Here is a 14,187-nt window from a genome sequence, read left to right on the forward strand (position 1 = left end):
GAGTCGAGCGCGGCGCGGGCCTCGAGGCCGGTGCCGACGAGGGGGGCGTTGCAGGTGATCAGGGGCACGGCCTGGCGCTGCATGTTGGCACCCATCAGGGTTCGCTTGGCGTCGTCATGCTCGAGGAAGGGGATGAGGTTGGCAGCGACGGAGAGCATCTGGCGAGGCGACACGTCCATGTAGTCGACGGCCGAGACCTCGATCTGGGCGGGTGCGCCGAAGGAGCCGTCGAAGTTGCGGGTGCGCGCGACGACGGTCTCGGGCGCGTAGATGTTGCCCTTGGAGTCGACGGCCACGAACTTGCCTGTCTTGGGGTCCACGGGCACGTCGGCGGGGGCGATGTTGTGGAGCTCCTCCTCGTCGGCGGTCATCCAGTCGACCTCGTCGGTCACCTTTCCGTCAACGACGCGGCGGTAGGGCGACTCGATGAAGCCGTACTCGTTGACGTGGGCGAAGAGGGCCAACGAGCCGATGAGGCCGATGTTGGGGCCCTCGGGGGTCTCGATGGGGCACATGCGCGCGTAGTGCGAGTTGTGGACGTCGCGGACGGCCGTGGGCACGTTGGTGCGGCGGCTGGAGCCGGACTTGTGGCCGGCAAGGCCGCCGGGGCCGAGGGCCGAGAGGCGCCTCTTGTGGGTAAGCCCGGCCAGNTTGATGACGCGACGGTAGAGGTCGTTGAGGTCGGACGCGGCAAAGCGGCCGCCGTCGAGCTGCACCATGGGGCGCAGGTCGGGCGGAATCACGGGCACGACGTCCAGGATCATGTTGGCGGGGTCGTTGTTGCCCTTGAGGAAGGCGTCGACCACCTCCAGGCGCTTGACGGCCTTCTCCTTCTTCTGCTTCTGGGAGTCGGGAGAGGCGACGATGGCGCGCAGCTCCTCGGCCTCCTTGGGCAGGTCGATGGAGCGCAGGAGCTCACGCACGGCCTCGGCGCCCATGCCGCCCTTGAAGTAGATGGAGTAGTAGCGCTTCATCTCGGTGAAGAGACCCTCGTCGGAGATGAGCTCGCGCTCCTGGAGCTGCATGAAGCGCTCGTAGGCGTCGCGACGGAGCTGCTTCTCCTCCTCGTACTCCTCCTCGAGGTCGGCGATGCCCGCGCGGACCTCGTCGGCCGAGAGCGGCTCGATGTCGCTGAACTCGTCCTCGGAGGGCTCGCCCTGGGCCTTCAGGCGCTCTATCTCGTCGTCGCGCTCGGCGTCGAGCTCCTCGAGGTCCGCTGCCAGCTCCTCCTTCAGCTCGTCGGCGTCGGCCTCGCGGGCCTCGGCGTCGATGGAGGTGATGACGTAGCTCGCGAAGTACAGGATCTTCTCCAGGTCCTTGCTCTTGATGTCGAGCAGGCGGGCCAGGGGGAAGCTCGTGGGACTCTTGAAGTACCAGATGTGGCTCACGGGAGCGGCGAGCTCGATGTGGCCCATGCGCTCGCGTCGCACCTTGGCGCTGGTGACCTCGACGCCGCAGCGCTCGCAGACGATGCCCTTGAAGCGGATGCCCTTGTACTTGCCGCAGGCGCACTCCCAGTCCTTGGTGGGACCGAAGATCTTCTCGCAGAAGAGGCCGTCCTTCTCGGGCTTGAGGGTGCGGTAGTTGATGGTCTCGGGCTTCTTGACCTCGCCGTGCGACCAGCTGCGAATCTCGTCGGCGGAGGCGAGCGAGATCTTTATAGCGTCGAAATCGGTGGTATCGAAATCTGCCACGTTCGCTACTCCTTATCGTTGGTGATGTCGCCGACAAGCGCGTCCTCGCCCTTGTCGAGGTCGGCGGAGAGGCCGCCGATCAGGTCGTCGGCGCTCTCGGCGCCCGCGAAGACGTCCACGGGGCTGACGGTCGCTTCGTCCTGCGCGCCGGCCTCGTCCTCGCCGACCTTCTTGTAGGTGATCGGCTCGATGTCCAGGGCCAAGGAGCGAATCTCCTTGACGAGGACCTTGAAGGACTCGGGGATGTCCGGATTGGGGACGTTCTCGCCCTTGACGATGGACTCGTAGGTCTTGACGCGGCCGTTGGTGTCGTCGGACTTCACGGTCATGAGCTCGTGCAGCACGTTGGAGGCGCCGTAGGCATAGAGCGCCCACACCTCCATCTCGCCGAAGCGCTGGCCGCCGAACTGGGCCTTGCCGCCCAGCGGCTGCTGGGTGACCAGGGAGTACGGGCCGGTCGAGCGCGCGTGGATCTTGTCGTCGACCATGTGGCCCAGCTTGAGGATGTAGGAGGTGCCCACGGTGATGGGGCTCTTGAAGGCCTCGCCGGTGCGACCGTCGTAGAGCGTCGTCTTGCCCTTCTCGTTGAGCTGGGGGACGAAGTCTATGTCCATGTGCTTGCCGTACTCGCGCATGGCCTTGTTGACCAGGTTGATGTTGGTGCGGCGCAGGGCCTCGGCGACCTCGACGTCGGTCGCGCCGTCGAATACGGGCGTGGCGACGCGCATGTTGCCCTCGACGACCCTCTTCGAGTCGGGGTCCTCGGTGTCCCAGCCGTGGGCGGCGGCCCAGCCGAGGTGGCACTCGAGCAGCTGGCCGACGTTCATACGAGAGGGGACGCCCAGGGGGTCGAGGAGCACGTCGACGGGGGTGCCGTCAGTCATGTAGGGCATGTCCTCCACGGGCAGGACGTTGCAGACGACGCCCTTGTTGCCGTGGCGGCCGGCAATCTTGTCGCCCTGCTGGATCTTGCGGCGCTGGGCGACGAAGACGCGGACGAGCTCGTTGACTCCTGGCGGGAGGTCGTCGCCCGCCTCGCGGCTGAAGCGCACCACGTCGACGACGCGGCCATAGGCGCCGTGGGGCATCTTGAGGGAGGTGTCGCGGACGTCGTGTGCCTTGGCGCCGAAGATGGCGCGGAGCAGCCTCTCCTCGGCGGTGAGGGCCGTCTCGCCCTTGGGGGTGACCTTGCCCACCAGGATGTCACCGGGGCCGACCTCGGCGCCAATGCGGATGATGCCGTCATCGTCTAGGTTGGCGAGCATCTCCTCGGACTGGTTGGGGACCTCGCGGGTGATCTCCTCGGGACCGAGCTTGGTGTCGCGGGCGTCGATCTCGTGGCGCGAGATGTTGACGGAGGTCAGCAGGTCGTCGCGGACGACGCGCTCGGAGACGATGATGCCGTCCTCGTAGTTGTAGCCCTCCCACGGCATGTAGGCCACGGTGAGGTTGGCGCCGAGGGCAAGCTCGCCGTGGTCGACGGAGGGGCCGTCGGTCAGGGGCTCGCCCTGGGCGACGTGCTGGCCCACCTTGACCACCGGGCGGTGGTTGCTGCAGGTGCTCTGGTTGGAGCGCTGGTACTTGGGGAGGTCGTAGCGCTCGGGGCCCCTCTCGGTGTTGACCACCACGTGGGCGGCGTCGACCTCGGTGACGACGCCCTCGTGGGAGGCGCTGATGAGCTCGCCGGAGTCGAGCGCGGCGCGGGCCTCGAGGCCGGTGCCGACGAGGGGGGCGTTGCAGGTGATCAGGGGCACGGCCTGGCGCTGCATGTTGGCACCCATCAGGGTTCGCTTGGCGTCGTCATGCTCGAGGAAGGGGATGAGGTTGGCAGCGACGGAGAGCATCTGGCGAGGCGACACGTCCATGTAGTCGACGGCCGAGACCTCGATCTGGGCGGGTGCGCCGAAGGAGCCGTCGAAGTTGCGGGTGCGCGCGACGACGGTCTCGGGCGCGTAGATGTTGCCCTTGGAGTCGACGGCCACGAACTTGCCTGTCTTGGGGTCCACGGGCACGTCGGCGGGGGCGATGTTGTGGAGCTCCTCCTCGTCGGCGGTCATCCAGTCGACCTCGTCGGTCACCTTTCCGTCAACGACGCGGCGGTAGGGCGACTCGATGAAGCCGTACTCGTTGACGTGGGCGAAGAGGGCCAACGAGCCGATGAGGCCGATGTTGGGGCCCTCGGGGGTCTCGATGGGGCACATGCGCGCGTAGTGCGAGTTGTGGACGTCGCGGACGGCCGTGGGCACGTTGGTGCGGCGGCTGGAGCCGGACTTGTGGCCGGCAAGGCCGCCGGGGCCGAGGGCCGAGAGGCGCCTCTTGTGGGTAAGCCCGGCCAGGGGGTTAGACTGGTCCATGAACTGCGACAGCTGGGAGGAGCCGTAGAACTCCTTGATGGCCGCGACGATGGGGCGGATGTTGATTAGCGACTGGGGCGTGATGTCGTCAGCGTCCTGGGAGGCCATGCGCTCGCGGATGACGCGCTCCATGCGGCTCATGCCGATGCGGAACTGGTTCTGTACCAGCTCGCCCACGGTGCGGACGCGACGGTTGCCGAAGTGGTCGATGTCGTCCAGCTTCTTGGTGGGGTCACCCTCGTGCAGCGCGAGGAGGTAGCGTAGGGCGCTGACGATGTCCTCACTGGTGATGACCTTCTGCTGGGCGTCGATCTCGAGGCCGAGCTTCTTGTTGATCTTGTAGCGGCCCACGCGCGCGAGGTCGTAGCGCTGGTTGTTGAAGTACAGACTGTCGAGCAGCGAGCGGGCGGAGTCCACGGTGGGGGGCTCGCCGGGGCGCTGGCGGCGGTAGATCTCGATCAGCGCGTCGTCGCGGGTGGTCGCGACGTCACGCTCGAGGGTGGAGCGGACGACCTCGGAGTCGCCCAGGAGGTTCATGATCTCGTCGTCGGACTCGGCGATGCCCAGGGCGCGCAGGAGGACCGTGGCGCTCTGCCGGCGCTTGCGGTCGATGGAGACCACGAGGTGGCCGTGCTTGTCAATCTCGAACTCGAGCCAAGCGCCGCGCGCGGGAATGAACTGCACGTGATGCACCTGGACGCCGTTGTCCAGCTCGGACGAGAAGTAGACGCCGGGCGAGCGCACGAGCTGCGAGACGACGACACGCTCGGTGCCGTTGATGATGAAGGTGCCGCGGTCGGTCATGAGCGGGAAGTCGCCCATGAAGACGAGCTGCTCCTTGATCTCGCCGGTCTCCTTGTTGACGAAGCGCACGTCGACGAAGAGGGGCGCCTGGTACGAGATGTCCTTGGCGCGGCACTCGGCCATGCTGTTGGGGGCATCGCCGAACTGGTGGTCACCAAAGGAGACCTCCATGGTCTTCGCGGAGTTCTCGATGGGAGAGAACTCGGCAAAGGACTCGGCGAGACCCTCGCCCATAAAGCGCTCGAACGACTCCTTCTGCACGGAGATGAGGTTTGGCAGCTCCATAGCGCTGGGGATCTTGCTAAAGCTCATGCGCTCGCGCTGATCCGCCTGTGCGGCTTGGGAAGACTTTGCGGTAGGCACCAGGCACTTCCTCCTTCAACGGTTAAATAGCGGCAGTTGTCGCAATCTAATAAAGTACCTAAGGGCTGCCATTTGGTCAATGAAAAGCCTTGACATATTCGTCATTATTTTGTATGGGAGAACCACGCTCCGACTACCTGCGGTTTTGCCACGGCAATTGTGGAGCGGCTGTGATGGGACGTGAGAGGCTCCTGGAGTTGGCTTGCCCGATCTTGTGGGTGTGGACGGTCTTCTCGCCTAGAGGGAGCGATTCTGTCCACAGGCACAAGAACGAGCGCAAGAACGGGGCTCCGTCTGTGCCTCGAGAGGGTGGCGACGTTCTTTTCTCGTCTGCTCCAGAGGCTTTCGCTCGCGGGAGCCTCGTACGGAACGGCTCTCGGCGGGTTTCCCCAGGAAACCGCTCGCCGCGCGTTCCTTGCCGGTGGCTCGTTGGGACTTTCGCGCCATCGGCGTTACGAAAGAATACGTCAGGCGAGAAAACGGGCGATTCCGACACGGAGACGTTCTCCATTCCGTCGCTTTCGTCAGTTGATGCCCCAGCCAGCCGGCAAAGATTGTCCACGCGCGCTGTTGTGGCGGACGGGCGACGCCCGCTTCGGACGAAAAAGGGTCCGGGCATATGCCCGGACCCCGAGCGACCTGAGTCGCTGAGCTAGCGTGTCAAGACCCCAGTTACTTCAGGGTGACGGTGGCGCCGGCCTCCTCGAGCTGCTTCTTGGCGGCCTCGGCGTCCTCCTTCTTGGCACCCTCGAGGAGCACCTTGGGGGCACCCTCGACGGCCTCCTTGGCCTCCTTCAGGCCAAGGGAGGTGAGGGCGCGGACGACCTTGATGACGGCAATCTTGTTGGAGCCGAAGGAGGTCAGCTCGACGTCGAAGTTGGTCTTCTCCTCCTCCTCGGCGGCAGCCGCGGGAGCGGCGGCGGCGACGGCGACGGGAGCGGCGGCGGAGACGCCGAAGACGTCCTCCAGCTCGTGAACCAGCTCGGAAAGCTCGAGGGCGGGCATCTCCTTGAGGGCCTCGATGATCTCATCCTTGGTGACAGCCATGTCAATTCTCCTTTGTGTGAGGGCACGGGCGTGCCCTGCGACCTTTGCTTGGTGCGATGGGGCTTACGCGGCGTTCTTCTGGTCGACGACGGCCTGGAGCGCAGTGGCGAGGCCACGGGCGGGACCGGCGCAAACCTGGGCGATGCCCGAAAGCGGGCTGGCGACCACGTAGACGAGCTTGGCCATGAGCTCCTCGCGGGAGGCGAGCTCGGAGTAGGCCTTGGCCTCGTCGGCGTCGAGCGCCTTGCCATCTGCGATGGCGCCGATCCACTCGATCTTCTTGAGTGCCTCGGCCTCCTTCTTGATGACCTTTGCGGCATCGACGGGGTCGTTCCCGTAGAAGACGTAGGCGCAGGTGCCGACGAGCTTCTCGCTCACGTCGGGCAGGTCGGCCTCCTTGAGGGCGATGCTCACGATGCTGTTCTTGTAGACCTTCATCGTGGCACCGGCCTCGCGCAGGGCGCGACGCAGCTCCTGGGTCTCCTTGACTGAGAGGCCGCGATAGTCGATGAAGAAGACGCCCTTCGACGCCTCGATAGACTTGTTGACCTTCTCGAGCATGTTGATCTTGGACTGTGCTGGCATTGAATACACCTCCTTGGAACGCGCTAGGGCACGAGCCGCCGACACGGGCGGGCCTTCACGCGAAAGACCCCGCTAGGCGCGCGGCCAAAGCGGGGTCCAAGAAGACGTTTCTTTAGACCACCTCGGCAGGCGGGTCTCCCCTTTGAGCCTTGCGGCACCGACTGTCTTTGGCAGCGGACGTGCGATGTATGGTTTGCTCTTTCGAGCATTGTAGATTCTTGCACCCAAGAATCGGGCTGTCAAGCTCACCTGTGCCGCACGGCCCTCTTCACAAGAAAGCCCCATGGCCGCTGCCATGGGGCTTCGTCAAATCAGGCTTTGCCTCGGCCTACGCGGTGAAGTCGCGCGTGACGGAGGAGTCGACCCTCACGCCGGGGCCCATCGTGGAGGACACGACGACGCTCTTGACGTAGCGACCCTTGGCGGTGGAGGGCTTGACGCGGAGAAGCTCGGAGTACAGGGCCCCGTAGTTCTCGGCCAACGCCTCGGCGGTAAAGGACACCTTGCCCATGGGGACGTGGCAGATGCCGTAGCGGTCGGCGCGGTACTCGACACGGCCTGCCTTGAGCTCCTTGACCATCTTCTCGACGTCCATGGTCACGGTGCCCAGCTTGGGGTTGGGCATCAGGCCGCGGGGGCCGAGGATGCGGCCCAGGCGACCGACCTTGCCCATGAGGTTGGGCGTGGCGATGACTGCGTCGAAATTGATGTTGCCGGCCTGGATGTCGGCGACGAGCTCGTCGGAGCCGACGATGTCTGCGCCGGCGGCCTCGGCCTCGCGCGCCTTCTCGCCCTCCGCGAAGACGGCAACGCGCACGTCCTTGCCCGTGCCGTTGGGCAGCGAGATGGAGCCGCGGACGTTCTGGTCGGCCTTGCGGGTGTCGACACCCAGGCGGACGGCGACCTCGACGGTCTCGTCGAACTTGGCAGTCGAGAGCTCCTTGACGAGGGCCATGGCCTCCTTGGGGCCGTAGGCCTTGCCGGCCTCGACCTTGGCGGCGGCTCCCGTGTAGTTCTTTCCGTGCTTAGGCATGCTTTCCTCCTATGTGGTCAAGCGGGCGCGAGCCCTCCCACGTGGTAGTTGCCAGGTAGCCCGTGCTACTCGGCGATGGTGACGCCCATGGAGCGGGCGGTACCGGCGACGATGGCCTTGGCGGCCTCGATGTCGTTGGCGTTGAGGTCGGGCATCTTGATCTCGGCGATCTTGGTGAGCTGCTCCTGGGTGAGCTGACCGACCTTGTCGCGCTGGGGGACGCCGGAGCCGCTCTTGAGCTTGAGCTCCTTCTTGATGAGCTGGGCCGCGGGAGGGGTCTTGGTCACGAAGTCGAAGGAGCGGTCCTCGTAGACGGTGATCTCGACGGGGATGATGTCTCCGGCCTTGTCCTGCGTGGCCGCGTTGAAGGCCTGGCAGAACTGCATGATGTTGACCTGGGCGGCACTGAGGGCGGGGCCTACCGGAGGCGCGGGGTTGGCCTGGCCGGCGGGAATCTGAAGCTTGATGAAGCGAGTGACCTTCTTCTTGGGCATCTCTGTCTCCTGCGTTCGACGTGTGCGTGCGGCATATCTAGTTCCGGCCCCGAGAAGCAATCCTCACCGATACCGGGGTCGAAGGGAAATCTAGGCGATGGTGACGACCTGGTCCAGGGTGAGCTCGACGGAGGTCTCGCGGCCAAAGATCGCGAGCATGACCTTGACCTTGCCGGCCTCGGGCATGACCTCGGCCACCTGTCCGTCGAAGTCTGCGAGCGGGCCGTTGACGACCTTGACGGCCATGCCGGGCTCGAGGTTCGTGGTGGTGTGCTTCGGGACCTCCTGCGCGCCGCGCGGGTTGGTGCGGCGCATGATCTTGTTGAACTCGCTGCGGCGCAGGGGCGTGGGCTTGCCGTCGATGCCGACGAAGCCCGTGACGCCGGGGGTGTTGCGGACGACGGCCCAGGAGTTGTCGTCCACCTCCATGCGGACGAGGACATAGCCGGGGAAGACCTTGTTCTCCTTGGTCTCCCTCTTGCCGCCGTCCTTGATTTCGGTCACCTGCTCGGTGGGAATCTGGATGTCGACGATCTGGTCCTCGAGGCCGTAGGTCTCGATGCGGTGCTCGAGGTCGGTCTTGACCTTGTTCTCGTAGCCCGAATAGGTGTGAACGACGTACCAGCGCTTAGCCATGCCCTACCCCCTCAGTCCGGTGAAGCCGACGAGAAGGGCGACGAAGCCGGTGTCCACGAGCCAGACCAGGATGCCGAAGACGATCAGCATCACGATGACCGCGACGGAGTAGCTCTTGAGCTCGGGCTTGCTCGGCCACACGACGCGGCGCATCTCGGTCTTGACGTCAGAGAGGTAGCTCCGGAGCCTGGACCTCTTCTTGGCCTTGGCCGGCTTCGACGCCTTGGACGAAGACAGGTTGGAGGACTGGCCGGACTTCTTGGAAGTCGACTTGGCATCCTCGGCGGAGGCCGAGGCCCTTGCGGCCTCGCGCTCGGCACGCTCCTGCTGGCGTGCCTGGCGTGCGCTCCTCTTCTGACGCTCTTTCTTTGCCATCCTCAAACCCCTCTGGGGCAAATGCCCCTTCTCATAGAAACCGGCTAACCTCCGAGGAGGAAAGCCGGTGGTGTTAGCTGGCAGGCCAGGAAGGACTCGAACCCTCAACAAACGGTTTTGGAGACCGCCGCTCTACCATTGGAGCTACTGGCCTATGTCGACTCTATTTTAGCGAGTCTCCCTGTGAAGGGTATGCTTGTGGCACCACGGGCAATACTTCTTCAACTCCATGCGATCGGGAGTGTTGGACTTGTTCTTGTCGGTGGTGTAGTTGCGACGCTTGCACTCGGTGCATGCGAGGGTAACCATTGTGCGCATAGATCCTCCTGTAGGACAGCCGCCTTCGAGACTATCTCGATGGCGACGCGATGGAATACGTTACTATCCGTCAGCCGATTCTGTCAACTATTTTGCTCTTCGCGCCTGGCCTCAACAAAACCACCAAAAGTGGGGCTGCTCTCGCCTGGCGCTCGGCCCAGGGACAGAGAAGGGCCCGGCACCCTCCGAGGAGGGCACCGGGCCCAAAGGACGTTCTAGAGACTAGGAGGCCTAGCTACTCGACGATCGTGGAGACACGGCCGTCGCCGACGGTGTGGCCGCCCTCGCGGATTGCGAACTTGAGGCCCTGCTCCATGGCGATGGGGTGAATGAGCTCGCAGGTGACGGTCACGTGGTCGCCAGGCATGGCCATCTCGACCTTGGCGCCGTTGGCGTCGGTGAGCTCCTGGATGTCGCCCGTCACGTCAGTGGTGCGGAAGTAGAACTGGGGACGATAGCCGGAGAAGAACGGGGTGTGACGGCCACCCTCCTCCTTGGTGAGGACGTAGATCTCGCCGGTGAACTTCTTGTGGGGGGTCACCGAGCCGGGCTTGCAGAGGACCTGACCGCGCTGGATGTCCTCGCGCTTGACGCCGCGGAGCAGGATGCCCACGTTGTCGCCAGCCTCGCAGAAGTCCATGGTCTTGCGGAACATCTCGATGCCGGTGGCGACGGAGGTCTGGGTCTCCTTGATACCGACGATCTCGACCTGGTCGTTGAGCTTGAGCTCGCCGCGCTCGACACGACCGGTGGCGACGGTGCCGCGGCCGGAGATGGTCATGACGTCCTCGATGGCCATCAGGAAGGGCTTCTCGTTGTCACGGGCGGGCGTGGGGATGTAGGAGTCGACCTGGTGCATGAGCTCCACCACGGAGTCGACCCACTTCTGCTCGCCGTTGAGGGCGCCCAGCGCGGAGCCGCGGATGATGGGGAGGTCGTCTCCGGGGAAGTCGTACTCGGAGAGGAGGTCGCGGGTCTCCATCTCGACGAGGTCGATGAGCTCGTCGTCGTCGACCATGTCGCACTTGTTCAGGAAGACGATGATGTAGGGCACGCCGACCTGACGGGCGAGGAGGATGTGCTCGCGGGTCTGGGCCATGGGGCCGTCGGTGGCGGCGATGACGAGAATCGCGCCGTCCATCTGGGCGGCACCAGAGATCATGTTCTTGACGTAGTCGGCGTGGCCGGGGCAGTCGACGTGGGCGTAGTGGCGCTCCCAGGTCTCGTACTCGACGTGGGCGACGGAGATGGTGATGCCGCGCTGGCGCTCCTCGGGTGCCTTGTCGATGTTCTCGAAGGCGGTGTAGTCGGCCTTGCAGCCCTCGGTCTCGGAGAGGACCTTGGTGATGGCCGCGGTCAGCGTGGTCTTGCCGTGGTCGACGTGACCAATGGTACCGATGTTTACGTGCGGCTTGCTACGATCGAACTTCTGCTTGGCCATTGCCGTCCTCCTTTAGAAACAACCCTTACGGCCTTTGCTGCTTTTATACTTCAAACGGGGCCGAAGCCCCGTAAGAATTCTGGTACCGGTGACTGGATTCGAACCAGTGACATCGCGGGTATGAGCCGCGTGCTCTAACCAGCTGAGCTACACCGGCAGGTGCCTGCTTGAAATGGAGCCCGCGACCGGATTCGAACCGGTGACCTCTTCGTTACCAACGAAGTGCTCTACCGACTGAGCTACACGGGCTTGGAATGGTGGGGATGCCTGGACTCGAACCAGGGAACCCAGAGGGAGCGGATTTACAGTCCGCCGCAGTTGCCGCTGTGCCACATCCCCATTCCAATTTTCAAGCCGCCTGCCTGGGTTACCCCCTGCAAGCGGAAGTGATATTACGACGCCAAAAAAGCGTTGTCAACGGAATATGCTCTAATCCACGCACCCGGGCGTATCTCACGCACGAATCCTGCACAAACGTTTTGCCGAAAGCCATTTTTGTGGGGGATTCCGGCACGCATGACTGGTGGTGGGACAGATATTTTTTTGCCCCGTCGCATCGGGCCCGACGCATGAAGGGGGCCCGTCCGAATGGGCGGGCCCGCGCGCGCGTGGAGCTGGTGGCCGGGCTCGAACCGGCGACGACTAGTTTACAAGACTAGGGCTCTACCAACTGAGCTACACCAGCGTGCGCATAGATGATAGCGAAAGCGCGACCCGGCGTGGGCCTGCGCGGCCGAGGGCGGGGCGAGAGGGGCTACGACCTCCCCAGCAGCTCGTCGAGCCTCGCGCGCGTCCTGGCGTCGAGGCGGTCCTCGAGCGTGAGCTTGGCATGGGTGCGGTCGGCGAGCTCGCGCCCGATGTCCGCGTTCATGTGGGCGACGTTGGCCACCAGCACGTCACTCGAGATTCTGGTGACGGGAACCCCGCCCACCGTCGCACGAATCGTGTTGTCGGAGGTGATGACCGTGACTTCGCGAGGCTGCAGGCGCGCGCTCGTGACCAGTCGCTCGATGACGGAGTCGGCGGACTCGCCCGCCTGCGAGAACATCACGCGGATCCCGGCCTTGCCCAGGTTGGGGCGGTCGGGAGAGACGTTGCCCGCCGCGTCGAAGACCACGACGGCGTCGTAGCTCCCCTGGGCGTAGGCGGCCACGTCAGCTATGAGAAGCTCGCGGGCGCGGTCGAAGGGATCGCCTTCCCCTGCGGTCTCGTCCACGACGGCCATGTAGCGGCTGGACTTGAAGATGACGTTGTAGCCGTCGACCACCAGGAACTCGGAGGGCCTACTCATCCGCCTCTCCCGCCATGGTCCGTCGCAGCCACTCGTAGCAGAGGGCGGTCGTGGCCTGGGCCACGTTGAGCGACTCGACCCGCCCGCGCTGCGGCAGGCGACACTCGAAGTCGCACTTCTCACGTACCAGACGGGAGATGCCATCCCCTTCCGAGCCCACGACTAGGGCGAGCCTCCCCTCGAGGGGCGCGTGCCAGAGGTCCTGCTCGGCATGCTCGGTGCCACCCGCGACCCAGAAGCCCGCCCCCTTGAGGCGATCGAGGGCTGTGGCGAGGTTGGGCACCTGTGCGATGGGCAGGTGCAGGGCAGCCCCGGCGGAGGTCTTGTAGGCGCCCACGCCCACGCCAGCCGAGCGCACCTTGGGGATGACGACGCCCGCGGCGCCGACGACCTCTGCGGAGCGGACTATGGCGCCGAAGTTGCCCTCGTCGGTCACGTGGTCGAGCACCAGCACCAGGGCGGGACCCTGGCCGGAGGCCTCGACCACGTCCTCGAGGCTGGCATACGTATAGGGTCTCACCTGCACGGCTATGCCCTGGTGGGCACCATGCGAGCTGATGGCGTCGAGTTTGGCGCGCGGAACCGTCTGGACCGGGACGCCGGCGTCGGCGAGCCTGCCCACGAGCGAGGCGAGAGTCGGGTCCGCGCCGTCGCTCCCCGCGCTNCCACGAACTCCGCCTCGGCCTCCTTGGTCGCGGCCGAGAGGCTACGGTCGAGCTCGTTGAGCTCTCCGTCGAGGGGCGCGTTGCCCGCCGCCCAGCGGAGGTTCTTGACGCAGCTGGCCAGGCGGCCCAGGGTGCCCACCGCGCCCTCGAGGCGCTCGAACGAGAAGTCGAGCGGTGCACGGTAGTGGGTCTGGAGCATAAGCAGGCGCACGGCATCTGCGGGATACTTGTCCAGGACCTCCTTGAGCGTGTAGAAGTTGCCCAGGCTCTTGGACATCTTCTCCCCGTCGACGCGGAGCATGCCCGCATGCATCCATGTCTTGGCGAGAGGCTCGCCCCAGGCGCACATGGCCTGGGCAGTCTCGTTCTCGTGATGGGGGAAGACGAGGTCGGCGCCACCGCCGTGGATGTCGATGGGCGTGCCCAGGTAGCGGTGAATCATGGCACAGCACTCGGTATGCCAGCCGGGACGACCCTCGCCCCAGGGGCTCGGCCAGCTGGGCTCGCCGGGCTTGGCGGCCTTCCAGAGGGCGAAGTCGAAGGGGTCGCGCTTCATGTCGTTGACCTCGACGCGCTCGCCGGCGCGCATCTGGTCGAGCTCGCGGCCGCTCAGCACGCCGTAGTCGTGGTCGGAGCGGACCGAGAAGTAGACGTCGCCGTTGGGGGCGACGTAGGCGTTGCCCTTCTCGATCAGGACCTCGATCATGTCCTGCATGGCCTCGATCTCGCGCGTGGCGCGGGGGCGGATGTCGGGATCGAGGATGCCGAAGCGATGCATCTGCTCGATGAAGGCGGCGCTGAACTCCTCCGCCACCTCGGCGGCACTGCGCCCCTGCTCGTTGGCGCGGTTGATGATCTTGTCGTCCACGTCGGTCAGGTTCTGGGCGAAGGTGACCTCGTAGCCCTTGTACTGCAGGTAGCGGCGAATCACGTCGAACGAGAGGAACGTGCGCCCGTTGCCGATGTGAATCTGGTCATAGACCGTGGGGCCGCAGACGTACATGCGGACCTTGCCGGGCTCGAGGGGCTCGAACTCCTGCTTGCGGTGGTTCTGGCTGTTATATATGAGCATCGCTGGCTTCTCCTT

11 protein-coding genes, 5 tRNA genes and 3 pseudogenes are annotated in these 14,187 nt (G+C 65.1%); all 19 read right to left on the bottom strand.

Translation table 11 applies throughout. From position 1 onward, the window contains the following. A pseudogene (locus tag BQ7388_RS13610) lies at positions 1-653 on the bottom strand (DNA-directed RNA polymerase subunit beta); the annotation flags it as partial. Next, a pseudogene (locus tag BQ7388_RS13615) lies at positions 654-1,694 on the bottom strand (DNA-directed RNA polymerase subunit beta'); the annotation flags it as partial. A 5-nt stretch (positions 1,695-1,699) separates the two neighbouring features. Beyond that, on the bottom strand, positions 1,700-5,164 hold the full coding sequence (rpoB, locus tag BQ7388_RS07260) for a DNA-directed RNA polymerase subunit beta (protein ID WP_232202823.1): 3,465 nt from the start codon (positions 5,162-5,164) through the stop codon (positions 1,700-1,702). 723 nt (positions 5,165-5,887) lie between these two features. Then, complete coding sequence (gene rplL / locus BQ7388_RS07265) at positions 5,888-6,262, bottom strand: 50S ribosomal protein L7/L12 (RefSeq protein WP_009278402.1); 375 nt, start codon at positions 6,260-6,262, stop codon at positions 5,888-5,890. Between the two features lie 63 nt (positions 6,263-6,325). Next, a complete protein-coding gene (rplJ, locus tag BQ7388_RS07270; RefSeq protein ID WP_072500137.1) occupies positions 6,326-6,847 on the bottom strand; it encodes a 50S ribosomal protein L10 in 522 nt (173 codons plus the stop codon). Between the two features lie 328 nt (positions 6,848-7,175). Continuing rightward, positions 7,176-7,880, bottom strand: a complete 705-nt coding sequence (rplA, locus tag BQ7388_RS07275) for a 50S ribosomal protein L1 (RefSeq protein ID WP_009278400.1) — start codon at positions 7,878-7,880, stop codon at positions 7,176-7,178. 65 nt (positions 7,881-7,945) lie between these two features. Then, entirely contained in the window at positions 7,946-8,374 is a 429-nt protein-coding gene (gene rplK / locus BQ7388_RS07280; RefSeq protein WP_062531614.1) for a 50S ribosomal protein L11, read from the bottom strand. Between the two features lie 90 nt (positions 8,375-8,464). Further along, positions 8,465-9,010, bottom strand: coding sequence for a transcription termination/antitermination protein NusG (nusG, locus tag BQ7388_RS07285; protein WP_009278398.1), 546 nt, complete (start codon positions 9,008-9,010; stop codon positions 8,465-8,467). Between the two features lie 3 nt (positions 9,011-9,013). Next, on the bottom strand, positions 9,014-9,385 hold the full coding sequence (gene secE / locus BQ7388_RS07290; RefSeq protein ID WP_062531613.1) for a preprotein translocase subunit SecE: 372 nt from the start codon (positions 9,383-9,385) through the stop codon (positions 9,014-9,016). Between the two features lie 78 nt (positions 9,386-9,463). Next, positions 9,464-9,539: transfer RNA gene (locus BQ7388_RS07295), tRNA-Trp, on the bottom strand. A 14-nt stretch (positions 9,540-9,553) separates the two neighbouring features. Beyond that, positions 9,554-9,703: a 50S ribosomal protein L33 gene (rpmG, locus tag BQ7388_RS07300; protein ID WP_009278396.1), complete on the bottom strand. Its 150-nt coding sequence runs from the start codon at positions 9,701-9,703 to the stop codon at positions 9,554-9,556. A 235-nt stretch (positions 9,704-9,938) separates the two neighbouring features. Continuing rightward, positions 9,939-11,144 carry an elongation factor Tu gene (gene tuf / locus BQ7388_RS07305; protein WP_009278395.1) on the bottom strand — a complete coding sequence of 402 codons (1,206 nt, stop codon included), beginning with the start codon at positions 11,142-11,144 and terminating at the stop codon, positions 9,939-9,941. Positions 11,145-11,224: 80 nt separating this feature from the next. Next, positions 11,225-11,301: transfer RNA gene (locus tag BQ7388_RS07310), tRNA-Met, on the bottom strand. A gap of 16 nt (positions 11,302-11,317) precedes the next feature. Next, a tRNA-Thr gene (locus BQ7388_RS07315) sits at positions 11,318-11,393 on the bottom strand. 6 nt (positions 11,394-11,399) lie between these two features. Next, positions 11,400-11,483 (bottom strand) — tRNA-Tyr (locus BQ7388_RS07320). Between the two features lie 270 nt (positions 11,484-11,753). Next, positions 11,754-11,829: transfer RNA gene (locus tag BQ7388_RS07325), tRNA-Thr, on the bottom strand. 69 nt (positions 11,830-11,898) lie between these two features. After that, a complete protein-coding gene (locus BQ7388_RS07330; RefSeq protein ID WP_072500138.1) occupies positions 11,899-12,435 on the bottom strand; it encodes an NYN domain-containing protein in 537 nt (178 codons plus the stop codon). Further along, on the bottom strand, positions 12,428-13,057 hold the full coding sequence (gene rlmB / locus BQ7388_RS07335) for a 23S rRNA (guanosine(2251)-2'-O)-methyltransferase RlmB (RefSeq protein ID WP_083558317.1): 630 nt from the start codon (positions 13,055-13,057) through the stop codon (positions 12,428-12,430). Before rlmB ends, BQ7388_RS07330 begins: the two co-directional genes overlap by 8 nt. 44 nt (positions 13,058-13,101) lie before the next feature. Further along, positions 13,102-14,172: pseudogene (gene cysS, locus BQ7388_RS07340) on the bottom strand (cysteine--tRNA ligase); the annotation flags it as partial. Between the last annotated feature and the right edge of the window lie 15 nt (positions 14,173-14,187).

This window comes from Olsenella phocaeensis, assembly GCF_900120385.1.
GTDB lineage: Bacteria > Actinomycetota > Coriobacteriia > Coriobacteriales > Atopobiaceae > Olsenella_I > Olsenella_I phocaeensis.